Source organism: Streptomyces sp. NPDC059142 (genome assembly GCF_042755665.1).
Classification (GTDB): domain Bacteria; phylum Actinomycetota; class Actinomycetes; order Streptomycetales; family Streptomycetaceae; genus Streptomyces.
Map to the genome: position 1 here is coordinate 1 of NZ_JBHZDA010000041.1, position 26,151 is coordinate 26,151.

23 protein-coding genes, 1 pseudogene and 1 riboswitch are annotated in these 26,151 nt (G+C 73.7%); of the genes and pseudogenes, 10 read left to right on the plus strand and 14 right to left on the minus strand.

Going from position 1 to position 26,151, the window contains the following annotated elements; translation table 11 throughout:
• Positions 1-117: 117 nt before the first annotated feature.
• From ectB to ACFXPK_RS17000, 3 genes are all read right to left on the minus strand, one after another.
• On the minus strand, positions 118-1,386 hold the full coding sequence (gene ectB, locus ACFXPK_RS16990; protein ID WP_384997007.1) for a diaminobutyrate--2-oxoglutarate transaminase: 1,269 nt from the start codon (positions 1,384-1,386) through the stop codon (positions 118-120).
• A gap of 186 nt (positions 1,387-1,572) precedes the next feature.
• The gene (gene ectA, locus ACFXPK_RS16995; RefSeq protein ID WP_384997008.1) at positions 1,573-2,112 is read right to left on the minus strand and encodes a diaminobutyrate acetyltransferase; all 540 of its coding nucleotides are present in this window, start codon (positions 2,110-2,112) and stop codon (positions 1,573-1,575) included.
• A 372-nt stretch (positions 2,113-2,484) separates the two neighbouring features.
• Entirely contained in the window at positions 2,485-3,600 is a 1,116-nt protein-coding gene (locus ACFXPK_RS17000; protein ID WP_384997052.1) for a pyridoxal-phosphate-dependent aminotransferase family protein, read from the minus strand.
• Positions 3,601-3,680: 80 nt separating this feature from the next.
• Between ACFXPK_RS17000 and ACFXPK_RS17005 the strand changes: the two genes are divergently transcribed.
• Positions 3,681-4,772: an amidohydrolase family protein gene (locus ACFXPK_RS17005; RefSeq protein ID WP_384997010.1), complete on the plus strand. Its 1,092-nt coding sequence runs from the start codon at positions 3,681-3,683 to the stop codon at positions 4,770-4,772.
• 82 nt (positions 4,773-4,854) lie between these two features.
• A pseudogene (locus ACFXPK_RS17010) lies at positions 4,855-5,229 on the plus strand (transposase); the annotation flags it as partial.
• 220 nt (positions 5,230-5,449) lie between these two features.
• On the opposite strand, the gene ACFXPK_RS17015 reads toward ACFXPK_RS17010, so the two are convergent.
• Complete coding sequence (locus tag ACFXPK_RS17015; RefSeq protein WP_364979169.1) at positions 5,450-5,866, minus strand: hypothetical protein; 417 nt, start codon at positions 5,864-5,866, stop codon at positions 5,450-5,452.
• Between the two features lie 177 nt (positions 5,867-6,043).
• On the opposite strand from ACFXPK_RS17015, the gene ACFXPK_RS17020 reads away from it, so the two are divergent.
• The 3 genes from ACFXPK_RS17020 (at position 6,044) to ACFXPK_RS17030 (ending at position 8,183) form a co-directional block, all read left to right on the plus strand.
• On the plus strand, positions 6,044-6,292 hold the full coding sequence (locus ACFXPK_RS17020) for a hypothetical protein (protein WP_385076036.1): 249 nt from the start codon (positions 6,044-6,046) through the stop codon (positions 6,290-6,292).
• An 89-nt stretch (positions 6,293-6,381) separates the two neighbouring features.
• Positions 6,382-6,834, plus strand: coding sequence for an NUDIX domain-containing protein (locus tag ACFXPK_RS17025; protein ID WP_385076039.1), 453 nt, complete (start codon positions 6,382-6,384; stop codon positions 6,832-6,834).
• 380 nt (positions 6,835-7,214) lie between these two features.
• Positions 7,215-8,183 (plus strand): SCO1860 family LAETG-anchored protein, encoded by a 969-nt coding sequence (locus ACFXPK_RS17030; RefSeq protein WP_385076041.1) that lies wholly within the window; start codon positions 7,215-7,217, stop codon positions 8,181-8,183.
• A gap of 62 nt (positions 8,184-8,245) precedes the next feature.
• Here the strand turns inward: ACFXPK_RS17030 and cobC are convergent, their stop codons facing one another.
• Together cobC and ACFXPK_RS17040 are read right to left on the minus strand one after the other, a co-directional pair.
• The gene (cobC, locus tag ACFXPK_RS17035; protein ID WP_385076044.1) at positions 8,246-9,307 is read right to left on the minus strand and encodes an Rv2231c family pyridoxal phosphate-dependent protein CobC; all 1,062 of its coding nucleotides are present in this window, start codon (positions 9,305-9,307) and stop codon (positions 8,246-8,248) included.
• A 177-nt stretch (positions 9,308-9,484) separates the two neighbouring features.
• Positions 9,485-9,889, minus strand: a complete 405-nt coding sequence (locus ACFXPK_RS17040) for a cobalamin biosynthesis protein (RefSeq protein WP_385076047.1) — start codon at positions 9,887-9,889, stop codon at positions 9,485-9,487.
• 60 nt (positions 9,890-9,949) lie between these two features.
• Between ACFXPK_RS17040 and ACFXPK_RS17045 the strand changes: the two genes are divergently transcribed.
• Positions 9,950-10,723, plus strand: a complete 774-nt coding sequence (locus ACFXPK_RS17045; RefSeq protein WP_384997018.1) for a ZIP family metal transporter — start codon at positions 9,950-9,952, stop codon at positions 10,721-10,723.
• 20 nt (positions 10,724-10,743) lie between these two features.
• Here ACFXPK_RS17045 and ACFXPK_RS17050 read toward each other — a convergent pair whose 3' ends face one another.
• From ACFXPK_RS17050 to ACFXPK_RS17080, 7 genes are all read right to left on the minus strand, one after another.
• Entirely contained in the window at positions 10,744-12,189 is a 1,446-nt protein-coding gene (locus ACFXPK_RS17050) for a cobyrinate a,c-diamide synthase (protein WP_385076050.1), read from the minus strand.
• Entirely contained in the window at positions 12,183-12,782 is a 600-nt protein-coding gene (gene cobO / locus ACFXPK_RS17055) for a cob(I)yrinic acid a,c-diamide adenosyltransferase (protein ID WP_329826232.1), read from the minus strand. Before cobO ends, ACFXPK_RS17050 begins: the two co-directional genes overlap by 7 nt.
• A complete protein-coding gene (locus ACFXPK_RS17060; protein ID WP_385076053.1) occupies positions 12,782-14,884 on the minus strand; it encodes a putative cobaltochelatase in 2,103 nt (700 codons plus the stop codon). Before ACFXPK_RS17060 ends, cobO begins: the two co-directional genes overlap by 1 nt.
• Before the next feature lie 100 nt (positions 14,885-14,984).
• Entirely contained in the window at positions 14,985-16,580 is a 1,596-nt protein-coding gene (locus ACFXPK_RS17065; RefSeq protein ID WP_385076055.1) for a cobyric acid synthase, read from the minus strand.
• Positions 16,577-17,584: a cobalamin biosynthesis protein gene (locus ACFXPK_RS17070; RefSeq protein WP_385076058.1), complete on the minus strand. Its 1,008-nt coding sequence runs from the start codon at positions 17,582-17,584 to the stop codon at positions 16,577-16,579. Before ACFXPK_RS17070 ends, ACFXPK_RS17065 begins: the two co-directional genes overlap by 4 nt.
• A 36-nt stretch (positions 17,585-17,620) precedes the next feature.
• Positions 17,621-17,740: riboswitch (cobalamin riboswitch) on the minus strand.
• Between the two features lie 120 nt (positions 17,741-17,860).
• The gene (locus tag ACFXPK_RS17075; RefSeq protein WP_385076061.1) at positions 17,861-18,124 is read right to left on the minus strand and encodes a hypothetical protein; all 264 of its coding nucleotides are present in this window, start codon (positions 18,122-18,124) and stop codon (positions 17,861-17,863) included.
• 12 nt (positions 18,125-18,136) lie between these two features.
• Positions 18,137-19,408, minus strand: coding sequence for an anion permease (locus tag ACFXPK_RS17080; RefSeq protein WP_384997030.1), 1,272 nt, complete (start codon positions 19,406-19,408; stop codon positions 18,137-18,139).
• A gap of 140 nt (positions 19,409-19,548) precedes the next feature.
• Between ACFXPK_RS17080 and ACFXPK_RS17085 the strand changes: the two genes are divergently transcribed.
• From ACFXPK_RS17085 to ACFXPK_RS17095, 3 genes are all read left to right on the plus strand, one after another.
• On the plus strand, positions 19,549-20,280 hold the full coding sequence (locus ACFXPK_RS17085) for a class II aldolase/adducin family protein (RefSeq protein ID WP_384997032.1): 732 nt from the start codon (positions 19,549-19,551) through the stop codon (positions 20,278-20,280).
• Positions 20,281-20,419: 139 nt separating this feature from the next.
• Positions 20,420-21,547 carry an alpha/beta hydrolase gene (locus ACFXPK_RS17090; protein WP_385076065.1) on the plus strand — a complete coding sequence of 376 codons (1,128 nt, stop codon included), beginning with the start codon at positions 20,420-20,422 and terminating at the stop codon, positions 21,545-21,547.
• Between the two features lie 377 nt (positions 21,548-21,924).
• A complete protein-coding gene (locus tag ACFXPK_RS17095; RefSeq protein WP_384997036.1) occupies positions 21,925-23,244 on the plus strand; it encodes a hypothetical protein in 1,320 nt (439 codons plus the stop codon).
• A gap of 57 nt (positions 23,245-23,301) precedes the next feature.
• Here the strand turns inward: ACFXPK_RS17095 and ACFXPK_RS17100 are convergent, their stop codons facing one another.
• Complete coding sequence (locus ACFXPK_RS17100; RefSeq protein WP_385076068.1) at positions 23,302-24,204, minus strand: neutral zinc metallopeptidase; 903 nt, start codon at positions 24,202-24,204, stop codon at positions 23,302-23,304.
• 241 nt (positions 24,205-24,445) lie between these two features.
• Here ACFXPK_RS17100 and abc-f point away from each other — a divergent pair, with 241 nt between their 5' ends.
• Positions 24,446-26,044 carry a ribosomal protection-like ABC-F family protein gene (gene abc-f / locus ACFXPK_RS17105; protein WP_384997040.1) on the plus strand — a complete coding sequence of 533 codons (1,599 nt, stop codon included), beginning with the start codon at positions 24,446-24,448 and terminating at the stop codon, positions 26,042-26,044.
• The last annotated feature ends 107 nt before the right edge of the window (positions 26,045-26,151 follow it).

Here is a 26,151-nt window from a genome sequence, read left to right on the forward strand (position 1 = left end):
CTCTCCTGCTCTGATGGGTGTTGTGTGCTGCGGGCGGCGCGGGGGCGGGCGGGGGCTGGCGCCCCCCCCCCCCCCCCGCGGGCGGGGGGCTCGTGGGGTGTGCCGGGGCCGACGGGGTCAGGAGGTGTCGCGGACCGCGCGGGCCACCGTCCGCAGCCCCTCGTCCAGCTCGTCGGCGGTGATGGTGAGCGGCGGGAGCAGCTTCACGACCTCGCTCTGCGGGCCCGAGGTCTCCAGCAGCAGCCCCAGCTCGAAGGCGCGGGCGCAGACGGCGGACGCGCGGGTCTTGTCGGCGAACTCGACGCCCCAGACCAGTCCGCGGCCGCGGATGTCGGGCACGTCGCCGGTGGACTCGGCGCGGATCGCGTGGAGCGCGCGCTCGATCTGCTCGCCGCGGGCGATGGTCTGCTTCTCCATCTGGCCGTCGGCCCAGTAGGTGTTCAGCGCGGCGGCGGCGGTGACGAACGCCGGGTTGTTGCCCCGGAAGGTGCCGTTGTGCTCACCGGGCTCCCAGACGTCCAGCTCGGGGCTGAAGAGGCAGAGCGACATGGGCAGTCCGTACCCGCTGATCGACTTCGACAGCGTGACGATGTCCGGTGTGATGCCGGCCTCCTCGAAGGAGAAGAAGGCGCCGGTACGGCCGCAGCCCATCTGGATGTCGTCGACGATCAGCAGCATGTCCTGGCGGTGGCAGAGCTCGGCCAGCGCGCGCAGCCACTCGGGGCGCGCCACGTTGATGCCGCCCTCGCCCTGGATCGTCTCGACGATCACGGCGGCGGGCTTGTTCAGGCCGGAGCCCTGGTCCTCCAGCAGTCGCTCGAACCAGAGGAAGTCGGGCGTCTGACCGTCCAGGTAGTTGTCGAACGGCATCGGCGTGCCGTGCACCAGCGGGATACCGGCCCCGGCGCGCTTGAACGCGTTGCCGGTGACGGCCAGCGAGCCGAGCGACATGCCGTGGAAGGCGTTGGTGAAGGAGACGATCGACTCGCGGCCCTTCACCTTGCGGGCCAGCTTGAGGGCGGCCTCGACCGCGTTGGTGCCGGTGGGGCCGGGGAACATCACCTTGTACGGCAGGTCGCGCGGCCGGAGCACCACGTTCTGGAAGGACTCCAGGAAGGCGCGTTTCGCGGTTGTCGCCATGTCGAGGCCGTGGGTGATGCCGTCACGCTCGATGTAGTCGATCAGCGCGCGTTTCAGCACCGGGTTGTTGTGCCCGTAGTTGAGTGAGCCGGCACCGGCGAAGAAGTCCAGGTAGCTGTGGCCGTCCTCGTCGGTCAGCCGGGCGCCCTGCGCGCGGTCGAACACGGCGGGCCAGCCGCGGCAGTAGCTGCGTACCTCGGATTCGATGGTCTCGAAGACGCTGAGTGCGGGCGGGGTGATGGTCATGGGGGTCTCCAGCCGGTGGGGGTGGGGCGGAGGCGTGCGCGTCGCGCGTACGCCGAGGGGTGGTGTACGGGGGCCTGCCTGCTCGGGCACGGTGGTGCGTGCGGGGCACGGTGGTACGTGCGGGGCACGGTGGTACGTGCGGCGTGGGCGCGGCGTGCGCGCGCACGGAGCAGGGGCCGGGCCCGCTCAGGGGGCGAGCGGGCCGATGCGGTACAGCACCTCGGGCTGGTGCACCCCGTCGGGGAACAGCCCGCCGTCGAAGAGGACCTCGCGCTCCAGCTCCGCGCCGTGGCGGGCCGCGAACGTGGTGAACAGACGGTCCGACGCGGTGTTGTCCGGGGTCACGGTGGTCTCCATGGCCGTGATGCCCAGTTCCTCGGCGGTCCGGACGGTCAGCTCGTCGAGCAGGGTGCCGGCGAGTCCGCGTCCGCGGTGGCTCGCGTCGACGGCCACCTGCCAGACGACCAGAGCCTCGGGACGCTCGGGCCGGACGTACCCCGTGACGAAGGCGATCGGGGCTCCTCCGTCGTCGCGCGCGACGAGAGAGGTCGCGGCGAAGTCCCGGCACCAGAGCAGGTAGCTGTACGAGGAGTTGAGGTCCAGGACCTCGGAGTCGCGGGCGATGCGCCAGATCGCGGCCCCGTCCTCCACTCGTGGTGCGTCGATCGTCAGGGGTCGGTTGAATTCGCTTCGGGCGCCTGCAAGGTCTGCTTGTGCGGCGGTCATAGAAATTAAATTTACCGAGCGAATGAGGAAGATGCATCTTCGGCAGGGGTTGGGTGCCATGCGCTTCTGTGTTATCGCGCGGGCGCGGACGCAGTGGCGGACCCCCCGAATGCAGGTGTATTATGTCCGGAAATATTCAGGCAAATAGGCCGTCTTTGTGGGGTCGGTCACATGTCCGTAACGCTCGCGAGACCGGTCGGAATCGCTTCCGTGGAACCTTGGAAACCCGGGCGTTTAGGCCATGGAAAAGCGGGCAGACGAATACGGGAAGCTGTGTGCGATAAAAGAGCTTCCCGTATTCGTTAATTCATCGCCTATTTAGTATTTCCTTAATTCCCGTACGGGCCCGTGTGCTCCGTACGGGAACGCGCACTACTCCGTACGGGTGCGGGCCCACGCCTCGTCGGCGGCCCGGGCGGCCCCCGCCGGGTCCACGGCCACGCCGGCGCCCGCCAGCACGGCCCCCAGCGCCGCGAGCGAGGAGCGCACCGCCTCGGGCGTCGCGTGCACCCCGTAGTGGTTCACCCGGATCATCTCGGCGGCCAGCGCCCCTCCACCCGCCACGAGCGGCAGCGAAGGATCGGCGGCCAGCGCCTTCGTGACCAGCTCGGTGGCGTCCACCCCGGCGGGGGTACGGAGCGTCGTGGCGACCGGAGCGGCCTGCGCCGCCTCGTGGACGAACGGCCCCAGACCGCCCCCGAGCGCCAGCGCGCCCGCCCGGGTGGCGGCAGCGGCGGCGGCGTGCCGCCCGACCGTCGCCGCCAGGCCCTCCGTCTCGATCCGCTCCAGACACGCCTCCAGCGCCAGCGTCTCCAACTGGGCGGGGGCGTGCGGCAGCGCGACGCGCCCGGCGTCGATCCAGCGCTCCTTCCAGTCGAGCAGCGAGAGGTACGAGCGCCGGGGCGCCCGCGGATTGGCCGCGAACCGCTCCCAGGCGCGCGGGCTCACCGCGACCGCCGAGACCCCGGCGGGCCCGCCCATCGCCTTCTGCGCGCCGATCACGCACAGGTCCACGCCCCAGGCGTCGGTCAGCAGCGGCTCGGCGGCCACCGAGGCGACGGCGTCCAGCATGAAGAGCGCGCCGTGCGCCCGGACCACCTCACCGATCGCGGCCACCGGATTGGTGTTGCCGGTCGCCGCCTCGGCGTGCACCAGCGAGACGAAGTCGATCTCCGGATGCTCGGCGAGCGCCGCCTCCACCTGGGCGGCGGTCACCGCGGTGTGGAACGGCACCTCCAGGTCCACGACCGTCGCGCCGCAGTCCCGCAGCCAGTTCCCGAAGGTCTGCCCGTAGGGGCCCGTGACCACGTTCAGCGCGGTCGAGCCGGGCCGGGCGCCGCTCCTGATGCACCCCTCCAGCGGGAGCAGGGCCTCGCCCTGGGTGAGCACGACATCGTTCCCGGTGGCGAGAAGGGCGGCCACCCGGCGCTCGACGGAGGCGAAGTGCGCGGCGGTCAGCGGGGGCAGGTCCAGCAGCGGATGTGTCACGGCGGTGCTCTCTTCGGGGTGGCGGCGGAGGGGGAATCCCTCGCGGTCGAGGGTACTCACGGCCTCGTACAGTGCTGCCCATGAGTGATCACACGGTGCTGCGGGTGACGGGACGGGTGCTCGTGGGCCCCGAGGACGTCAGGGACGAGCTGTGGGTGGTGGGCGGCCGGATCACCTTCGACCGGCCCACCGGCGCCCGGGACGTCCGTACGGTCCACGGCTGGGCACTGCCCGGTCTCGTCGACGCGCACTGCCACGTCGGCCTCGACCGCCACGGCGCGGTCGACGAGGCGACCAGCGAACAGCAGGCGCGCACCGACCGCGACGCGGGCGCCCTGCTGCTCAGGGACGCGGGGTCGGCCGCGGACACCCGGTGGATCGACGACCGCGAGGACCTCCCGAAGATCATCAGAGCGGGCCGCCACATCGCCAGGACCCGCCGCTACATCCGCAACTACGCCCACGAGATCGAACCCGCCGACCTGGTCTCCTACGTCGCCCGGGAGGCCCGGCGCGGCGACGGCTGGGTCAAGCTCGTCGGTGACTGGATCGACCGCGACGCGGGCGACCTGACCGCCTGCTGGCCCCGCGCCGAGGCCGAGGCGGCCATTGCCGAGGCCCACCGGCTGGGCGCCCGCGTCACGGCTCACTGCTTCGCGGAGTCCTCCCTGCGCGACCTGGTCGAAGCGGGCATCGACTGCGTCGAACACGCCACCGGGCTCACCGAGGACACCATCCCGCTCTTCGCGGAACGCGGGGTCGCGATCGTCCCGACGCTGGTCAACATCGCGACGTTCCCCGCGCTCGCGGCCGGCGGCCAGGAGAAGTTCCCGCGCTGGTCGGCACATATGAACCGGCTGTACGAGCGCCGCTACGACACCGTGCGCGCGGCCCACGACGCGGGCATCCCGGTCTTCGTCGGCACCGACGCGGGCGGCGGACTCGCCCACGGCCTGGTCGCCGACGAGGTCACGGAACTGACGAAGGCCGGCATCCCACCCCTGGAAGCACTCTCCGCGGCCACCTGGCGAGCGAGGACCTGGCTGGGCCGCCCGTCCCTGGAGGAGGGCGCTCCGGGCGACCTCGTGGTGTACGACGAGGACCCGAGGACGGACGTACGGGTCCTGGCGGCGCCGCGGCGGATCGTCCTGGACGGGCATGTGGTCGGCTGACCACCCATGCGGCTCAGCGGGTGGCGCGGATCATCACCGCGAGGACCGGCGAGGCCGCTGACGGCTGGCTCTGCCCGATGCCCTCGACACGAAGGGCCTGCCGCTGTTCGTCATGGTCACCCCGGCCGACATGACCGACCGCGACGCGGCGAAGGAAGTCCTGTTCCGGCTGCGGCTCATGCACCCCGAGATCACGATCGCCTGGGCCGACTCCGGCTATGCCGGACAGCTCGTGACCTGGTCGAAAAGACACCTCGGACTCACCCTGAAAACCGTCAGCCGGCCGAAGAACACCCCCGGCTTCGTGATCCTGCCCCGCCGCTGGGTCGTCGAACGGTCCCTGGCCTGGATCATGCATGCCCGCCGTCACGCGAGAGACTACGAGCGGCTGATCCAGCACTCCGAAGCTCTGATCACCTGGGCCGCGATCACCTTGATGACCAGGCGAATCACCCGCCGGTCATCCCGCCGAAGCGGCCAGCCTGACTCCCGCGAAGCGAACCGGGACTGATCCCAGCGGCGAGGCCGGTCAGCCCCGCCACCTTCACTCTCCTCAAGGCCGTCTTCTGGCCCACTTTCTCATTCCCGCCCGGCTACCCGCCGGAGAGCCGGACATCTCGCGCTGCCCGCCAACGCGGCCTCAGACAGCCCTGTTCGAATCGAAGAACCAGCTGAGACTACGTCCTGGCGATCTCTTGCCGGAGCTGATGGGTGAAGCGGCGTAGCAGATCCTCCGTTTCCCTGTGCTCGGCCCTGCGATCGTCCCTGCCCTCGCTGGGCCGGGAGCTCCAGACCCGACGAGCGAGAGCGTCGGCGAGATCGACGGTGTCGTCGGCGCATAGCAGGTAGAGGGCTGACCGGGCTTCCTGCATCCGGCTCACCAGTTCGTTGGCCCCGGCACCGTCGTCACTCAGCCGTGTTTCCCGGAGGTAGTCGATGAGCTGGACCACGGCCGTGTTGAAGCCGACCCCGGCTTTCAGCTTCTGTTCGCGCAGCCACATACGGTCCTGCCGGCGCGCAGTGAACCAAGCCCCGAACACAGCCCCTATGAGGCCGAAACCAGCACCGATGGCCACGGACAGGATGTTCACCACGCCAGCTCCCCCCGACACACGGCTGGCAGCAGGCTACAGAAGCCATCAAGCACCCAACTCGATGGGTGTCCGTTCGAATCTGAGCCGGGCGAACTCCACCGGAGGACTTCGAAAACAGGTACTGACTTGTCCGGCCCCTCGTGCTGCTGGTTGGGCACGGGCGTGTCCAGGACCAGCGTGAGCAACGAGACCGGCAGCATGCTGTGCCTGTGGGTCGAGCCGTGGGGAACCGACACTGGATGCGACCGGGGGGAAGAGTTCACTGTGGTGACCGGGTCGGCCCCGGAGCAGTCGCCGTTCAACGTGGTCGTGCATGGTCAAGGCGTCACGGTCTGGGTGAACTCGGCTGGTGATGCCGAGGTCTTCGACAAGGACGGCGGCCCGGTGCCGTGCGGGCACCAGCGACCGGCCGAGGGTGGGAGCTGAGCCGCGTCCTGAACATCAGGTCCGGAGCCGGATGGCCGGGGCTGTCGCCGTCGCGACGGGGCAAAGGGAGGCGGCTACGCTCCCGGGCCATGACCGACACATCCCAGCAGCCGACGATGCGCGACGCCTCCGTCGTCGTGGCCCGAGATGTGGACGGCGAAGTGGCTGTCCTGATCGCCGAATTCCCGCGGCACGGCGGCGAGTACATGTTCCTGCCCGGCGGGCGCCGGGAGGGCGCGGAGACACCCGAGGAGTGTGCGCGGCGCGAGCTGCGCGAGGAGGCCGGCGTCACCGCCGACACTTGGCGCCCCCTCGGTTCGTACGCCATCACCCTGGACTCTTCCGCCCGTATCCACCTCTTCCTGGCCGAGGGTCTCACGTGCGGAGCGCGACAACTCATGCCGGACGAAGCGGACTTCAAGCTGACCTGGTTGCCGGTGGCCGAGGCGATCCAGGCTGCCGCCCAGGGGTGCTTCCTGCTCCAGGGCGGTCCGCCGGCACTGCTGCTGGCCCAACAGGGGGCCGCGGTCGACGGGCGCTGAGCGATCGCGTCGGCCCTCTCCGTGCGGGGTGGGCGTCCCTGCTTGCCTCTGAGGTGCCGGATTGACCGGGCGTGACGTGTCGCCCGAGTCTGTCGTTGAAGGTTCTCATATGCCCTTCCCCGTGCCCGGGGCGGAGAGCCGCAGGGAGCCCCCTCGCGCTCCCGCGCCCCCGGCCGTTCGGGGGACCGGCGGGAACGCCCGTGCCAGAAGAATCGAATTTGGACCCGAAAACCCCACTTTAGGGTGAACTAACTTCAGGTGCTCGCCAGTTCACTCTCAGTGCGTAAAGATTCCGGTGTCCCGGTCGCCGCTGCCGCTGTCTCGCGTCCCCGAGCAGGCAGGACGGCGACGTCAGATTCTCTTGTGGGGGTTCCACTCTCTTGAACAGCAACACCTTCCGCATGCCCGCACGCCGCCACCGCGCCGCCGCCGTCATGGCCGCAGCCGCGCTGACGGCGGGCCCCGTGCTCCTCGCCGTGCCGGCGGGTGCCACCGAGGGGCCGGGCGAGGGCGGTACGGGGCGGGCGAGCGCGGTCGTGCTGCGGACCGGGCTCGATGTCTCCCTGCTCAACAAGACCGTCGACGTCCCGCTGAGGGCTGCGCTCAACGAGGTCCGCGCACCGGGCAGCGCCGAGCGGACGGCGCTCTCCGTCGATCTGGAGGGGGTCGACCAGGGGCGGCCCTTCAGTGTGCTGCGGGCGGATGTCGCCACGGCGAAGGCGACCGCCGACGAGCACCGGGCCGAGGGGGCCACCCGGCTCGCGCATGCGAAGGTCCATGTCCCCGGGCTTCCGCTGCTCTCGCTCGTCGAGATCGAGGAGGTCACCTCCAGCGCGGTCTGCGAGGCCGGGAAGCGGCCGGTCGCCGCGTCCAATCTGCTGGGGCAGGTGACCGTGCTCGGCAAGAAGGTCACGCTCTCGGCGGGCGGCCCGACGCGGGTCGAGGTGCCGGGCGTGGGTGAGGTGACCCTCGACCTGTCGACGACGCACACCACCTCCCGCACGGCCGCCGCGACGGCGCTCGGCCTCAAGGTCTCGGTGAACCCGCTGAAGCTGAACGTCGCCGAGGTCGAGGGCACGCTCACGCTCGCCGAGGCGACCTGCGAGTCCCCGAAGGCGCCCGCGGTGCCGGAGCGGCCGGAGCCGTCCGGGACGCCCGAGGCGCAGGCACCGGCGAAGCCGGAACAGGCAGGAACGGTCCCGCAGAACGCCGCCGAACCCGAGCCGGTCGGACTGGCCGAGACAGGCGGCAGCTCCGCCACGCCCTATCTGGTCACCGGCGCGGCAGCCCTCCTCGCGGCGGGCGGTGGCGCGCTGGCCCTGACGAGGAAGTCGCGCGCCCGGCGCTGACCGCCCTTCCCCGCGTACCGGGCGCGAAGACGTATGCTTCGCGCCCGGCCCGGCCGACCCGCTCAGCCCCCGACCGCCGTGAGCGCCTGGTCGAGCGCCTGGAGGAAACGGTTCGTCGTCGTGCGGTCCCGGACCGCCAGGCGGAGCCACCGGGGGCCCAGGCCCGGGAAGGTGTCGCCCCGGCGGGCCGCGAAGCCCAGGGTGCGGAGCCGGGCGCGTACCGCGTCCGCGCGGTCCATGCCGACCAGGACGAACGGGGCCTCCGCGGCCTCCACCACCCGTACCTCCTCGAACTCCGCGAGCCCCGCCAGCAGATGCGCGCGCTCCACCACGATCCCGCGCGCCGCCCGTTCCGCCTCCGCGAGCGCGGCGGGCTCCATGCACGCCTGCGCCGCCGCCAGGGCGGGGGTCGAGACCGGCCACAGCGGCTGGACGCGCTCCAGCGCGGCCACCGTCCCCGGCTCCGCCAGCACGTACCCGATACGCAGCCCCGCCAGCCCCCAGGTCTTGGTGAGGCTGCGCAGCACCACCAGCCCCGGTACGTCCGTCCGTCCCGCCAGCGCCTCCGGCTCGCCCGGCACCGCGTCCATGAACGCCTCGTCCACCACCAGTGTCCGGCCCGGTCTGGCCAGCTTCGTGATCGTGTCGGCCGGGTGCAGCACGGACGTCGGGTTGGTCGGGTTGCCGATCACCACCAGATCGGCGTCCTCGGGCACCTCCGCCGGGTCGAGCCGGAAGCCGTCGCCCGCCCGCAGCAGCACCCGTCCCACCGTGTGCCCCGCGTCCCGCAGCGCCGCCTCCGGCTCCGTGAACTGCGGATGGACGACGACGGGCCTGCGCGCCGGCAGCGCCCGCGCGAGCAGCACGAACGCCTCCGCCGCCCCCGCCGTCAGCAGCACCCGCTCCACCGGCAGCCCGTGCCGCGCCGCGACCGCCGCGCGCGCCGCCCGCCCGTCGGGGTAGGCGGCGAGCCCGGTGAGCGAGTCGGCGATGCGCGTCCGCAGCCAGCCCGGAGGCGTGCCCGTACGGACATTGACCGCGAGGTCGACCAGGCCGGCGGCGCAGTCCAGGATCTCCGCGTCGCCGTGATGGCGCAGGTCGTAGTGGTCAGCGCGCGTAGACATGGCGGTCACCGCTGGTGTGATCATCGGATATGGAGGCGGCTCGACAGGACCGTACGGCCGACTGCCCGGGCCACGGTCCCCGCTGGTGGAGTGCCATGCTCACGGTTCACTCTGCTCTCGATGGACGGGACGGTCCCGGCCGGCCGGAGGGCCGGGAGGGCACGGACGACACCGACATCATTTCCTCCCCGGCCCGTTCCACTCCGACTGGCCCCTGTACGCCACCGCGCAGGTGACCCGCGCCGGGCCGGAAACCGGCCGGGACCTTCTCTTCGGCACGAGCAGTTCCCCGCCGCCCGCGAGCGCCGCCGCCTCCGCGACGGACGCCGTGCCCACCGCCGCGAGCGCCGTCGCCGAGGGATGCGGTACGGCGATCCCGGCGAGCACCGCGGCCGGATACCCCCGTACGGGTACCCCGAGCCGCGCCGCGGCCCCGGTGATCCCCGCCGCCCCCGCCCTGGCCTCGACGGTCGCCAGCGCGACGACGCGGGACGGTGCCAGCCCCGCCGCCCGCAGCGTCTCCTCGATCAGCCCGAGCACCTCCGCCACCGGGGCGCCGTCGCGCGCGCCGACCCCCACCACCAGCGCCGCGCCCGGTTCCTGATGTGCGCGGGACCGGTCCGATCGGCTATGCAGGGGCGCATGGCGGTCTTCGTCGCGCTCGGCGCGTTCCTCATGACGCTGTTCGGCGGCTGGACGGCGCAGCGCGTCACCGACCGGCGCCATCTCGTGCTGGGACTCGCCGGTGGGCTGATGCTCGGCGTGGTCGGCCTCGACCTGCTGCCCGAGGCGCTGCACGCCGCCGGTGAGGAGTTCCTGGGGGTGCCGCGCGCGCTGCTGCTCTTCGTCGGCGGCTTCCTCGTCGCCCATCTGGTCGAACGGCTCCTCGCCGTCCGCCAGGCCGCCCACGGCGGCGACCCGCACGGCCCCGCCGGGCCCGGTCACACCCATGGCCACGGCCCCGGCAGGGACGGGCGCGTCCCCCAGGTGGGGCTGACCGCCGCCTCGGCCATGGTCGGCCACAGCCTGATGGACGGCATCGCCCTCGGCGCCGCCTTCCAGGTCGGCGGCGGCATGGGGACCGCCGTGGCGCTCGCCGTCATCGCCCATGACTTCGCCGACGGCTTCAACACGTACACGATCACCAGCCTGTACGGGAACGCCCGCCGCCGGGCCGTCGCCATGCTGGTCGCGGACGCCCTCGCACCGGTCGTCGGCGCCGCGTCCACGCTGCTCTTCACGCTCCCCGAGGAACTGCTCGGCAGCTATCTGGGGTTCTTCGGCGGCGTGCTGCTCTATCTCGCCGCCGCCGAGATCCTGCCCGAGGCGCACCACGACCACCCGGCCCGCTCCACGCTCCTGTGCACCGTCCTGGGCGTGGGATTCATCTGGCTGGTGGTCGGGGTCGCCGGCTGACCCCCGCGCCGGGACGGCGTTCACCGTCCGTCCCCGGCCACCACCCGCGCCGCCCGTGCCACGAACCGGCGCGCCATCTCCGGCGTCGCCGCCCAGTGCGTGTGCAGATAGCTGGCGTGGACGCCGCCGCTGACGAATCCCTCCACCCGGCGCTCCGGATGGACCAGACCCCACGCCGGCTCCGCCCCGGCCCCCGGCTCCAGCACCGTACGGTGGAACTCGTGGCCCCGTACCCGGGTCCCGGCCGCCGCCAGCGCGCTGTCGCCGATCGCCACCGCCTCCCGGTAGCCCAGCGTCAGCCGCCCCGACATCCGGGCGTCGGCCGGCAGCACCCCGCACATCGGCTTCCCGTCCAGGGAGCGCGCCAGATAGAGCAGCCCGGCGCACTCGGCGGCCACCGGCGCACCCGTGCGGCTCAGCTCCGCCACGGCCTTGCGCAGCGGCTCGTTGGCGGACAGCTCCGGCGCGTACACCTCGGGGAAGCCGCCCCCGATCACCAGCCCCCGGGTGTCCGGGGGCAGCGCCTCGTCCCGCAGCGGGTCGAAGGGGACGACGTCGGCGCCGGCCGCCGTCAGCAGCTCGTTGTGTTCCGCGTACGAGAACGTGAACGCCGGCCCGCCGGCCACCGCGATCACCGGCCGGGGGGCGCCCGGTGCCACGACCGGCGCCACCCCCGGGTCCCACGCCTCGGCCGTCAGCTCGGGCGCGCTGCGCGCCAGCGCCAGCAGCGCCTCCAGATCGCACCCGGCCCGTACCCGCCCCGCCAGCTCCGCCAGCGCGCCGAGCGCGTCGGCGCGCCGCTCCGCCACCGGCACCAGGCCCAGATGGCGCGAGGGCGTCCCGACCTGGTCCGTACGGCGCAGCACCCCCATGACGGGCACCCCGCAGCCGTCCAGCGCGTCGCGCAGCAGCCGCTCGTGCCGGTCCGTGGCGACCTTGTTGAGGATCACCCCGCCGATCCGCACCTCCGGGTCCCAGGACGCGAAGCCGTGCACCAGCGCCGCCACGGAACGCGACTGCGACGACGCGTCCACGACCAGCACCACCGGCGCCCGCAGCAGCTTCGACACCTGGGCCGTGGAGGCCAGTTCGCCCTGGTCCGAGGCGCCGTCGTACAGCCCCATCACGCCCTCGACGACCGCCAGGTCGCACCCCGCGGCGCCGTACGCGAACAGCGGCCCGATCAGCCCCGGGCCGCACATGTACGCGTCGAGGTTGCGGCCGGGACGCGCACGGCCGCCGGAGGAGCCCGCTGAGCCCGAGCCCCCCGAGCCCCCCGAGAACCCCGTGGACCCCGTCGACACGGCCAGGGTGTGGTAGCCGGGGTCGATGTAGTCCGGGCCGACCTTGTGCGGGGAGACGGCGAGACCGCGCTCCGAGAACGCCGCCATCAGGCCCGTCGCGACCGTCGTCTTCCCGCTTCCGGAGGACGGCGCGGCGATGACCAGACGCGGGACGTTCACCACTCGATGCCCCTCTGCCCCTTCTGCCCCGCGTCCATCGGGTGCTTGACCTTCGTCATCTCGGTGACCAGGTCGGCGAAGTCCATCAGCTCCTGGGGCGCGTTGCGGCCGGTGATGACCACGTGCTGGGTGCCGGGCCGGTTCCGCAGCACCTCGATCACCTCGTCGGTCGACACCCACCCCCAGTGCAGCGGGTACGCGAACTCGTCCAGCACGTACAGCTTGTGCGTCTCGGCCGCCAGATCGCGCTTGACCTGCTCCCAGCCCTCCCGCGCCGCCTCCTCGTTGGAGAACTGCGCGTCGCGCTGCACCCAGGACCAGCCCTCGCCCATCTTGTGCCAGGAGACCGAGCCGCCCTCGCCGCTCGCCCCGAGCACCTTGAGCGCCTGCTCCTCGCCGACCTTCCACTTCGCGGACTTCACGAACTGGAAGACCCCGATCGGCCACCCCTGCGTCCACGCGCGCAGCGCGAGCCCGAACGCCGCCGTCGACTTGCCCTTGCCGGTGCCCGTGTGGACGAGCACCAGCGGGCGGTTGCGGCGCTGGCGGGTGGTGAGACCGTCGTCCGGTACGTTCTCCGGCTGTCCCTGCGGCATTACGCGGCCCTCCTGGGGTCCCCGGTGACGTAACCCTCGCGGGGTCCGTCACTCCTCTGCTGTACGTCCCTGACCAGCCCGGCGATGCTGTCGGCCCGCAACTCGTCCAGGGTGATCGCCGTGCCCGCCAGCTCACCGGCGAGCGAGCCGGCCAGCCCGAGCCGTACCGGACCCGCCTCGCAGTCCACGACCACCGACGCCGTCCCGTCCGCCGCGTGCAGCCGCGCCGCGCGCGCCGCCAGCGCCACCGGGTCCTGGCCGCCCGTCGCCCGCCCGTCCGTCACCACCAGCAGCAGCGGACGCCGCGCGGGGTCCCGCATCCGCTCCACCCGCAGCACGTCGTGCGCCTTCAGCAGCCCGGCCGCCAGCGGGGTCCGCCCGCCCGTCGGCAGCGACTCCAGCCGGGCCGCCGCCGCGTCCACCGAGGACGTCGGGGGCAGCGCCAGCTCCGCGTCCTTCCCCCGGAAGGTGATCAGACCGACCTTGTCGCGCCGCTGGTACGCGTCGAGCAGCAGCGACAGCACCGCGCCCTTCACGGCGCTCATCCGCCGCCGCGCCGCCATCGAACCGGAGGCGTCGACCACGAAGAGCACCAGATTGCCCTCGCGCCCCTCCTTGGTCGCCTGCCGCAGATCGTCCCCGCGCACCAGCAGACCGGGCCCGCTGCGCCCGCGCGCCCGCTGGTGCGGCGCCGCCGCCTGTACGGTCGCGGCGAGATGCAGCTTGGTCAGCGTGCCCCTGGGCCGCCGCGAACCGGTCGTCCTGCCCCGCTCGGTACGGGCCCGGGAGCGGCGCCCCGCCGCACCCTCGCCCAGCCCCGGCACGCTCAGCACCTTCGTGCGGAACGGCTCGGCGGACCGTACGGGGGACTGCTCACCGGCCCCGGCGCGCGGCTGCCCGCCCGCGGGCTCGGGCGGTGCCTCCTGCGGGGCGTCCGACTCCTGGGGCGCGGGCGTGTCGTCGTGCGCGGGAGCGTCCTGCGCGGGCGTGTCGGGTGTCTCCGGGCCGCCCTGCGGCGGCTGTCCGCCCCCGCCGCCCGGCCCGTCGGGGTCGTCGGGGCCCTCGGGCCCGTCGGGATCCGGGTCCTCGTCGCCCCGGAACTCCTCCAGCGTGTCGTCGAGCTTCTCCTCGTCGAGCCCCGGCGCGTCGAAGGGGTTACGGCGCCTGCGGTGCGGCAGCGCCAGCAGCGCCGCCTGCCGCACGTCGTCGGCGGTGACGTCCGTACGGCCCGCCCACGCCGCCAGCGCCGTCGCCGTCCGCGCCATCACGATGTCCGCGCGCATTCCGTCCACCTCGAACGCGGCGCAGGTCGCGGCTATCTGGCGCAGCGCCGTGTCCCCGAGGCACACGGTCGGCAGCAGCGCGCGCGCCGCGGCGATCCGCTCGCGCAGCGCGGTCTCCTCGCCGGCCCAGCGCGCCGCGAACCCGGCCGGGTCGTCGTCGTACGCGAGCCGCCGCCGCACCACCTCCACCCGCTGATCGGGCTCGCGCGACGCCGCGACCTCGACGGTCAGCCCGAAGCGGTCCAGCAACTGAGGCCGCAGCTCGCCCTCCTCCGGGTTCATCGTCCCGACGAGCAGGAAGCGCGCGGCGTGCCGTACGGAGACGCCCTCGCGCTCGACGTACGAGGCGCCCATGGCCGCCGCGTCCAGCAGCAGGTCCACGAGGTGGTCGTGGAGCAGGTTGACCTCGTCCACGTACAGCACCCCGCGGTGCGCGTCCGCGAGCAGCCCCGGCTCGAACGCCTTCACGCCCTCCGACAGGGCCCGCTCGATGTCCAGCGCCCCCACGAGCCGGTCCTCCGACGCGCCCACCGGCAGCTCGACCATCCGCGCGGCGCGCGCCGCGCCGGACGTGTCCCCGTGCGGCCCGTCCGGGCACCGCGGATCCGGCGCCGCCGGGTCGCAGCTGAACCGGCACCCCGTCACCACCGGCACCTCGGGCAGCAGGGCGGCCAGCGCCCGTACCGCCGTCGACTTCGCCGTGCCCTTCTCACCCCGTACGAGAACGCCGCCGACCGCCGGACTGACCGCGTTCAGCAGCAGGCCGAGCCGCAGATCGTCCATCCCCACCACGGCGGTGAACGGAAAGGGGGTGCTCATAGGCTGATCGCTCCTTCGAATGACTCATCGGTGACCGGACGGCGTCCCACGGTGTTCGGTCCCACGGTGTTCGGACCCACCGTGTTCGGACCCACCGTGCTCACGGGGCTCCCGGAGGGATGAACGGCAGTCCGGCCGGGGCGCCCTCCTCGATCAGGCGCAGCAGCGCGGCCGTGTCCGCGTGCTCCTCGACGAGGTCGGCGAGGAGTTCGAGCTGTTCCTCGCGCAGCGCGCCGAAGCCGGTGTCCGGCGCGGGGACGAACCGCCGGCCCGCCGTCCGCGCCACCTCCGCCAGGAACCGCCGCCGGAAGGCGTCGCTCTCCAGCGCCCCGTGCCAGTGCGTGCCCTGGACGGCGCCGACCCGGCAGCCGTCCAGCGCCCGCCCCGCCGGGTCCGTGACAAAGGCGTCCCCGCCGCGCACGTCCGCGACGCCGTGGTGGATCTCGTACCCCTCGACCGGCTCGCCGAGGGCCACTCCCGAAGGCCGCGCGAGGGTCTTCTCCCGCGCGAACCTGACCCGTACGGGCAGCAGTCCGAGCCCGGCCACCTCACCCGCCCGGGACTCCACCTCGTCGTGGATCCGCTCGCCGAGGATCTGGTAGCCGCCGCAGATCCCCAGCACGGGGCGGCCCTCGGCGGCCCGCAGGGCCAGCGCGTCGGCCAGGCCCCGCTCCCGCAGCCACGCCAGCGCCCGCACCGTGCCGCGCGTGCCCGGCACGATCACCAGGTCCGCGTCGACCAGCTCCTCGGGCCGGTCCACGAACCGCACCAGGACCCCGGGTTCGGCCGCCAGCGCGTCCACATCGGTGAAGTTCGACATCAGCGGTACGGCGCAGACCGCGACCCGCAGCACGTCCGCGCCGTACGGGGGAGCCACCACCGACTCGCGGGCGCCACCGCGCAGCGAGATCCGCAGCCCGTCCTCCTCGTCGATGCCCAGACCGTGCCGGAAGGGCAGCACCCCGAGCGTCGCCCGCCCGGTCAGCCCGCGCAGCATGTCGAGCCCCGGCTCCAGCAGCGAGACATCGCCCCGGAACTTGTTGACGAGATACCCGGCCACCAGCGCCTGGTCCTCCGGGCCGAGCAGCGCGGTCGTCCCGAAGAAGGAGGCGAAGACCCCGCCCCGGTCGATGTCCCCGACCACGACCACCGGCAGCCGCGCGGCCCGTGCGATCCCCATGTTCACGATGTCGGTACGGCGCAGATTGATCTCGGCGGGGCTGCCGGCGCCCTCGCAGATCACGGCGTCGTACGTGGACCGCAGCTCCGCCAGGCAGGCCAGTACGGGTTCGAGCAGCGCCTCCCGGCCGCCGCCGTGCAGCGTCCTCCCGGGGGCCGGCCCGCCGGGCGCTCCGAAGAATCCGCGGGCGCTCAGCTCGCCGACCGGCTTGCCCATCAGCACCACCTGGCTGCTGCGGTCGCTGCCCGGCTTCAGCAGGACGGGGTTCATCAGCGCGGTCGGCTCCACGCGCGCGGCCTGCGCCTGCATGGCCTGGGCGCGCCCGATCTCCGCGCCCTCGCGGGTCACGAACGAGTTCAGCGACATGTTCTGGCCCTTGAACGGCGCGACCTTCACCCCCCGGCGCGCCAGCCAGCGGCAGATCCCCGCCGTGACGACGCTCTTGCCCGCGTCGGAGGTCGTGCCCGCGATCAGCAGCCCTCCGCCGAGCCCCGTGCCCCCGCTGTTCCGGCTCATCCGCGCCTCCTGGTGGTGAGGGCCGCGCGCACCGCGCCGTACCCGAGACGGCCCGTGACACAGACCGCGAGAGCGAGCACGTTGACCCGGCGGGCCAGCCGCACGGCGCGCTCGATGTCCTGGACCCCGACCGGGCGTCCCGCGGCGTTCAGGACGGGGCGGTGCTCCACGCGCCCGCCGTACGCGAGCGTCCCGCCGAGCCGTACCCCCAGCGCCCCGGCGAACGACGCCTCCACCGGGCCCGCGTTGGGGCTCGGATGGCGGTGCGCGTCCTGCCGTACGGCCCGCAGCGCGCCGCGTCTGTCGGGCCCGGCGGCGACGGCCAGCGCGGCGGTGAGCCGGGCCCCCGGCCATCCCGCGACGTCGTCGAGCCGGGCCGAGGCCCAGCCGAACCGGCGGTGCCGCTCGCTCTTGTGACCCACCATCGCGTCCAGCGTGTTCACGGCCCGGAACCCGGCGAGCCCCGGCACCCCGGCGACCGCGCCCCACACCAGGGCGCCCACGACGGCGTCGGAGGTGTTCTCGGCGACGGACTCCACGACGGCGCGGGCGATCTGCGCCTCGTCCAGGGCGTACGGGTCGCGCCCGCACAGATGCGGCAGGCGCCGCCGGGCGGCTTCGAGGTCCCCGGCGGCCAGCGCGGCGCCCACGGTCCGCGCCTCACGGCCCAGCGAGGCGCCCCCGACGACGGCCCAGGTGGCGGTGGCGGTCAGCGCCACGGAGGCGGCGGGGCTGCGGCGTACCGCGGTGGCGGCCAGTGCCGCGGCCCCGGCGGCGCCTCCGGCGCAGAGCACGGTGTGCAGCGCGCCCCAGCCGCGGTGGTCGCGCCACAGCGCGCGCTCGACGGCCCCGGCGGCCCGTCCGAAGGCGGCCACCGGATGGCCCCGGCGCGGATCGCCGAAGAGCCGGTCGCCCAGCAGGCCGAGGGCGGCGCCGTACGCGAAGACCCGCTCGGCGGCAGGGGCGGCTGAGCCGCCCCGCGCGGCACAACCGCAGCCAGGCATGGCGAAGTGTCCTCACTCAGGGTCCGCGCCCCGGTTCGACGTTCGGAGTACGACGGCGAGAGTTCCTGGCTCCTGGAGGCATGCTCACAGTGACAGTGGCGGGACCGCGCCGGATTCGCACCGGCTTCCTCTGCTGCCGTCGTCAATGGCCCCGGAAGTCCACCACGCTCCGCAACACCCGTCAACTCATCCTTGACCTGCGACGGGACAGTGTGCGGAGCCCCACATCGGGCCGGTCGGCCGATGCGGGGCTCCTGGGGCGTGGTGCTCGTGGGCTCAGGCCACGATGAGGCTGATCCCGTACGCGACGGCCCCGGCGCAGAGCGCGAAGCACAGGTAGGCGCCGGCACGGGCCGCGAGCGGCGCGGGGCCGGTGGCGGGGGTGGAGGCGGCGGCCGAGGTGGAGGCCGGTCCCGGCGCGGCCGTGGAGCCGCGCTTGGCGAGGCCCACGATGCCCAGGGTGAACAGGCCCACGAGGGCGACGGTCGCCACGAGGCTGACGCCGAAGACGGAGGCGAGTGCTGCCCAGTCGATGTCCATGGGGTCGTTTCCTTACACCGTGGCGGGGCGGGCCGGTTCGGCCTGGTCCGGGGCGGTGGCCGCGGGGGCCGGGATGGTGGCCGAGAGGTCCTGGCCGGGGGCGCCCGCCGGGGGAGGCGGGGTGACGGCCGCCATGGCGGTGGTGACCACCCCGGCCGGCTCGGCGGCGGAGCCGGTGGTGGCGGGCTCGTCGGTGACGTTGGTGTGGTCGACCGGGCGGCGGCGCGAGGCGAGCCAGATCCCGGCGGAGCCGGCGACCAGCAGGATCGCGACGACGGTGATGCCCCAGGTGCCCTGGCCGGTCAGGAACTCGGCGCCGGCGGCGACCAGTCCCGCGGCCGGCAGCGTCAGCCCCCAGGCGACGAACATCCGGGTCGCGGTGGACCAGCGCACCACTCCGCCCTTGCGGCCGAGTCCCGCGCCCATCACGGCGCCGGAGCAGGACTGCGTGGTGGAGAGCGAGAAGCCCAGGTGCGAGGAGGCCAGGATGACCGTCGCGGCGCTGGTCTGGGCGGCGAAGCCCTGCTGCGGCTGGAGGTCGGTGAGGCCGGTGCCCATGGTGCGGATGATGCGCCAGCCGCCGAGGTACGTGCCGAGGGCGATCGCGACGCCCGCGGAGACGATCACCCACAGGGGCGGGTTGGAGCCGGGGGCCAGGACGCCGCCGGTGACCAGGGCGAGCGTGATGACGCCCATCGTCTTCTGCGCGTCGTTGGTGCCGTGGGCGAGGGAGACGAGCCCGGCGGAGGCGATCTGCCCGGCCCGGTACCCCTTGGCGGTGGCCTTGTCGTCCGTACCGCGACCGATCCGGTACGTCAGCTTCGTCGCCAGCAGGGCGGCGAGTCCGGCGACCACGGGAGCGGCGAGCGCGGGGATCAGGACCTTGGTGACCACGACCCCGCCGTTGACGCCGGAGGCGCCGACGGACATCAGGGTGGCGCCGATCAGGCCGCCGAAGAGCGCGTGGGAGGAGCTGGACGGGAGTCCGAGCAGCCAGGTGAAGAGGTTCCACAGGATGGCGCCGACGAGCGCCGCGAAGATCACTTCTGTTCTGATGCCCTGTTCGTTGATGAGCCCGCCGGAGATCGTCTTGGCGACCTCCACGGACAGGAACGCGCCGACGAGATTCAGGACCGCGGACATGCCCACCGCGACCTTGGGCTTCAGAGCGCCGGTCGAGATGGTCGTCGCCATCGCGTTGGCGGTGTCGTGGAAACCGTTCGTGAAATCGAACACGAGAGCTGTCACGATCACGATCGCGAGCAGCAGCGTGATGTGTTCCATTGACCCAGGACCCAGGCAATCGTTCGACGTCGGTGGCCTCGGTGAACGTAAGGAGTCAGGGTGAACGGAAGATGAACTGGGTGGGTCTACGGAGTGACCCACTCCGTGGAGATCCCGGCGGCGCCTGGCAGGATCGGCGTATGACGGATGAGCGGACCGGCGAACACGGCGAACTGACCGGCGTACCAAGCGAATCGGCGACCGGAGCGGGCGAACCGGCGACCGGACGGGACGATCTGGAACGGGCCTGGGCGGAGCTGGTCGCCACCGCCCGCAGAACGGCCTCGGAGGGGCTGGTCGTCGGCACCTCGGGCAATGTCTCGGTCCGGGTCGGCGACCTGGTCCTCGTCACCCCGAGCGGAGTGCCGTACGACCGGCTCGCACCCGGCGACGCGATCGCGGTCGACCTCGCGGGACGGCAGGTCCTCGGCACCCTCGCCCCCACCAGCGAACTCCCGCTCCACCTGGCCGTATACCGCGACACGTCCGCGACGGCCGTGGTCCACACCCACGCCGTGCACGCCACCGCGGTCTCCACCCTCGTCCCCGAACTCCCCTTGATCCACTACATGGCGGCGGCCCTCGGCGGCCCGGTCCGCGTCGCCCCGTACGCGCTGTACGGCTCGGCGGAGCTGGCCCGCGGGATGTGCGAGGCCCTGGTGGACCGCACGGCCTGCCTGCTGCGCAACCACGGCACGGTGGCGTACGGCGACACCCTCGCCCAGGCGTACGACCGCACCGCTCAGCTCGAATGGATGTGCCACCTGTGGCTCACGGCGAGCGCGGTCCCGGGACACCGGCCCTCGCTGCTCACGGAGGAGCAGGTCCGGGAGGTGGGGGAGAAGCTGCGCGGCTACGGCCAGCGGGGCTGACCCGCCGGACGGCGCCGGGGCCCCCGACGGCATCGGATCCGGCGGCGGGGACGAGGCCGCGGCGCGGCGGGGCCCGTCCCGCGCCCCCGACGGCCCCCGCCCGCTGGCCGGGTCCGGCGCGGGTGGTGACACTGGGAGCGTGCGCCCGGCTACAGCGACGGCAGCGGCCGTCACCACAGTGCTCGGGGTCGGCGCGGCTGCGGTCGCCGCCGGCCGGTACGCCAGCGATGCCGCGCTCAAGGCACCGCCGGGGCGGCCCCTGCCCAGCGACCCCAGGATCACCGTGCACGCCACGGCCGCCGGCCAGGTCACCCTGACCCGCTCGCTCGCCTCCCTGCGCCCCGGAACGTACGGGATCGAGGGGACGGGCGTGCACGCCGTCGTGGGACCGGTCCTGGACGGTGTCCCGCACCCGGCCGACACCGTGGTGCGCCGCCTCGAACGGGTCACCCGCGGCGCCCTCGTGCCGGGGCGGCGCGTCCGGCTCACCCCGCAGGTGCACAGCGGCGACCCCGGGACCGCCCTGGGCCTCGCCCACCAGAACATGTGGATCCCGGGCGAACTCGGCTCCCTCCCCGCGTGGTTCGTGCCGGGGCCGCGCGACACCTGGGTGATCACCGTGCACGGCCTCGGCACCACCCGCGAGCACCCCCTGAACGTCATGGAGTTCCTCGCGGCCCAGCGCCTGCCCGTCCTCGACATCTCCTACCGGGGCGACCCCGGCGCGCCCCGCTCCCCGGACGGCCTGGGGCACCTCGGCGACTCCGAGTGGCGCGACCTCGACGCGGCGATCCGCCACGCCGTCCGCCTCGGCGCCGAGCGCGTGGTCCTGCACGGCTGGTCCACCGGCGCCTCGATGGCGCTGCACGCCGCCGCGAACTCCGCCCTCAGCGAGCGCATCGCCGGGCTCGTGCTCGACTCGCCGGTGCTGGACTGGGAGGCCACCCTGCGGGCGCTGGCCACCGCCCGCCGGATCCCCGGCCCCCTGCTGCCGCTCGCGGTACGGGCCGCCCAGGGGCGGACGGGGCTGCACGGCGACCGGCTGCTGGAAGCCGCCGACCCGCGTAATCTGCGGGTGCCGACGCTGATCTTCCACGGCCCCGACGACCGGCTGGCGTCCTGGAACCCCTCGCGCGAACTCGCCGCCCACCGGCCGGAGCTGATCGCCCTCCACACCGTCCCGCACGCCCCGCACGCGGCCATGTGGAACGCGGACCCCGACGGGTACGAGGAAACACTCCGCCGCTTCCTCACCCCGCTCATGTAGCACCGGGGCCGCACCGGGCTCCTGCGGCACCGGCCCCGCGACGGCGTCCCGGCCCGACCCGGCGCGCCTCCGCTTGGAATCCTTGCGCCGCCTTCGCGCCCCCGCGCGCACCGCGCCACCCGCCGTCGCGCCCCGAACCGCCACCCTCCCCACCTCCCCGAACAGTCGTACGGCGCCTCCCGTGCACCGGTGGGACCGCTGCGCACGAGGGGCCACTTCCGTCGTTCCGGTACCGCCGAAAGGGGTTCCGTTTGGGCTTTCGGGCAGTCACCGGGAAGACTGCCCCCGTGACGTCCCGAAAGCCTGATGAGCAATTGGCGCGCAACTCCACACTCCGACTCGTCCGCGGGCGGCCGTTGACCACGGCCCGACGGGCTGTGACCGAGGGGCGCAGCCGGCCGGCCCCCCGGCCGCCGCAGGGCACCCCGCCCCAGGCAGAGCTGGCCCGGCAGGCGAGGGCCGTACTGGCCGACGCGGTACGGGTGGCCCGCTGGGCCGCCGTCGACCGGGACCCCGGAGCGGGTCCGCTCACCGAGGCGGCGCGCGAACGGGCCGCGACAGCGCTGGAGTTGACCTCGGAGCAGGTCAGCGCCGCCTGGGACCGGGCCCGGCTGGCCGGTCTCGTCGAACTCCACGACGGCACCGTGCGCCCCGGCTGGCGGCTCCAGGCGTGGGACCGCGACGACAGCGCCGTCCAGCGCGGCTGGGTCGCCCTCTTCGACGCCTGGTCGCTCGTCCACCCCGGCCCCGCCGACATCGCGCCCGCGACGGTCGCCGAGGTCATCGAGGCCGTCCCCCAGGTGCTCTCCCTCCTCCAGCTCTCGGCCGGGCCGGTGCTCGTACCGACCCTGCTCGACCTGCTCCAGCAGCGCGTCGCGGAGCTGCACGAGGGGCGCTGCGAGGTCCCCTACGGCCCGCAGCCCGCCCCGGCCCCCACCACCACCGAGCCACCGGCCCCCGACCCGGTCGACGAGGCCCTGCTGCCCCCGCTGCTGGACTGGGCCCTGGACGGCCTCGCCGCCGTCGGCGCCCTCACCAGGGGAGAGGGCCAGGCCACCCTGACCCCGCTCGGAAGCTGGGCGGTCTGGGTCAAGCTCGAACAGATCTGCGTCGCCGCCCAGAGCCCGGCGGGCAACATCGAGCAGTCCGCCGAGCACATGCTGCGCGGCTGCGCCCGGCTCACCCCGGGACCGGCCCGCGCCGAGTACAGGGCCTGGCTCGCCGCCCGTACCGTCGGCAGCGCGGTCACCGAACTCCTCACCGTCGCCCGGGGCGAGGACGCCCTGCTGCGCGGGCTCGCCTTCGAGGCGCTGCGCGTGGTCGGCGCCCCCGCCGAGGCCGATGTGCGGGCCGCAGCCCACGACACCTCCCTGCGGCCCTACGCGCTGCTCTGGCTGGCCGAGTACGAGGGCGCCGACCCTGAGGACGCCTCCGAGGTGCTGACCCGGGAGGAGTCGACCTGGCTGTGGGTCGACACCGCGGCGGCGGTCGCCGACCACGGCGAGAGCGATCTGCTGGTCCGGCACCTCGAATCCGCGGTCCAGGGCAGCGTGCCCGCGCTGCTCGCCGAGGTCAGGGCCCTGGGCCATCCCCGTACCGTCCAGGTGCTCGTCGCGCTGGCCGCCGCGCACCCCGACCCCGCCCTGGCCAAGGCCGTGCGCAGGGCCGCCTTCCAGGTGCACACCGGAGGGTCCTGACGCGTACGGCGCCCCGCCCGCGACCGGGCGGGGCGCTGTACGCGCCGTGGGCGGGGCTCAGCGGAACGTGTCGCACCGCGCCACGTCGCCCGCCGCGTACCCGGTACGGAACCACTCCTGGCGCTGCGCCGCCGAGCCGTGCGTCCAGGACTCCGGGGTGACCCGGCCCTGGAACCGCTCCTGGATCCGGTCGTCCCCGACGGCGGCCGCCGCGTCGAGGCCGTCGGTGATGTCCTCGTCGGTCAGCTTCGTGAGCAGCGGACGCCCCGTGGACCCGGCGGGCGTGGTCGTCGCGTGGTGCGCCCAGACCCCGGCGTAGCAGTCCGCCTGGAGCTCCACCTTCACCGCGTTGCTGTCCGGCCCCTGCCTGCCGTCCTGGGACCGGGCCAGCGTGCCCATCAGGTGCTGCACGTGGTGACCGTACTCGTGGGCCACCACGTACGCCTGGGCGAACGGCCCGCCGCTCGCGCCGAACTTCGTCCGCAGCTCCTCGAAGAACCCCAGGTCCATGTAGGCCTGCTGATCCGCGGGGCAGTAGAACGGGCCGACCGCGGAGGTCGCGGACCCGCACGCGGTGTCCGTACGGCCCGTGAACAGCCGCGTCCGCGCCTTGGTGTAGCGCTCACCGCGCCGTTGGTACTCGGCCTCCCAGAAGTGCTGCACGCTGTTGACCACCGCGACGATCCGGCAGTCCTCCCGGGTGTTGGCGTCCCGTCCCGTGCGGCACTTCTCGTCCGTCCCCGCCGAGGCGCCCGCGCCCGGTGCCGTCCCCGCCGAGGAGCTCGAACCGTCCGACGACAGACCGAGCTGCTCGGGGCCGACCCCGAGGAAGAGGGCGATCAGCAGGACGACGAGCCCGGCCGCCCCGCCGCCCACCGCGAGCCCGCCCCCCGGAATCCGGCTGCCGCGCGCGTCCTGGACCTCCGACGTGTCCAGCCCCGCGTCGTCGTCGAACTGCATGCCCCACCACTCTCGCTCCCGCGCCGGTGAGGTCCGGCGCGGGACGGAGGATACCGACGCCCGGCCCCCGCCCCCGCGCGCCGCCGTCCCGGGCCCGCCGTCGCGGGGGCCCGTCCCGGCACAGCAGTCGCGCCGCCCCGCTAGACTGGCCCGTATGGCATTTCTCCTTGTGCATTAGCCGGCGTCGAAGAATCCCTCCGCCTGCCCTCTTCCGCCGTCCATACCGCCCTGGAGTCTTTCCGTGATCACCGCAACCGGCGTAGAGCTGCGCGCCGGCGCCCGCGTCCTCATCGAGTCCGCCTCGTTCCGTATCGCCAAGGGCGACCGCATCGGCCTCGTCGGCCGTAACGGAGCCGGCAAGACGACCCTCACCAAGTGCCTCGCGGGCGAGGGCATCCCCGCCGCCGGCACCATCACCCGCTCCGGTGAGGTCGGCTACCTCCCGCAGGACCCGCGCACCGGCGACCTCGACGTCCTCGCCCGCGACCGCATCCTCTCCGCCCGCGACCTCGACTCCGTGCTGAAGAAGATGCGCGAGAACGAGGAGCGGATGGCGAACGGCAAGGGCGCCACCCGCGAGAAGGCGATGAAGCGGTACGAGCGCCTGGAGACCGAGTTCCTCACCAAGGGCGGTTACGCCGCCGAGGCCGAGGCCGCCACGATCGCCGCCGCGCTCGGCCTGCCCGACCGGGTGCTCGGCCAGCCCCTGCACACGCTCTCCGGCGGTCAGCGCCGCCGCGTCGAGCTGGCCCGCATCCTCTTCTCCGACGCCGACACCCTGCTCCTCGACGAGCCCACCAACCACCTCGACGCGGACTCCATCGTCTGGCTGCGCGACTACCTCAAGACCTACCGCGGCGGCTTCATCGTGATCTCCCACGATGTCGAACTGGTCGAGACGGTCGTCAACAAGGTCTTCTACCTGGACGCCAACCGCGCGCAGATCGACGTCTACAACATGGGCTGGAAGCTCTACCAGCAGCAGCGCGAGTCGGACGAGAAGCGCCGCAAGCGCGAGCGCGCCAACGCCGAGAAGAAGGCCGCGACCCTGAACTCGCAGGCCGACAAGATGCGCGCCAAGGCCACCAAGACGGTCGCCGCGCAGAACATGGCCCGCCGCGCCGAGCGGCTGCTCTCCGGCCTTGAGCAGGTACGCCAGGCCGACAAGGTCGCCAAGCTGCGCTTCCCCGAGCCCGCCCCCTGCGGCAGGACACCGCTCACCGCCGAGGGCCTGTCCAAGTCGTACGGCTCGCTGGAGATCTTCACGGACGTGGATCTCGCCATCGACAAGGGCTCCCGGGTCGTCATCCTCGGCCTCAACGGCGCCGGCAAGACCACCCTGCTCCGTCTGCTGGCGGGGGTGGAGACACCGGACACCGGGCAGGTCACCCCCGGCCACGGCCTCAAGCTCGGCTACTACGCCCAGGAGCACGAGACCCTGGACCCGGAGCGCTCCGTCCTGGAGAACATGCGCTCCTCGGCGCCCGACCTCGATCTGGTCGACGTCCGCAAGACGCTGGGCTCCTTCCTCTTCTCCGGCGACGACGTCGACAAGCCCGCCGGGGTGCTCTCCGGCGGCGAGAAGACCCGGCTGGCGCTCGCCACCCTGGTCGTCTCCTCCGCCAATGTGCTGCTGCTGGACGAGCCGACGAACAACCTCGACCCGGCCAGCCGTGAGGAGATCCTGGGAGCGCTGCGTACGTACAAGGGCGCGGTCATCCTCGTCACCCACGACGAGGGCGCCGTCCACGCGCTGGAACCGGAGCGGATCATTCTGCTGCCGGACGGCGTGGAGGACCTGTGGGGCGCGGACTACGCGGACCTGGTCGCGCTCGCCTGACGCGGGCCGGGGGGGGGGCGGGGGGGGGCGGGGGGGGCCCCCCCCCCCCCCCCCCCCCGCGGCCCGCGGGCGGGGGGGCCCAGCCCCCGCGCCATAATGCGGGAGCG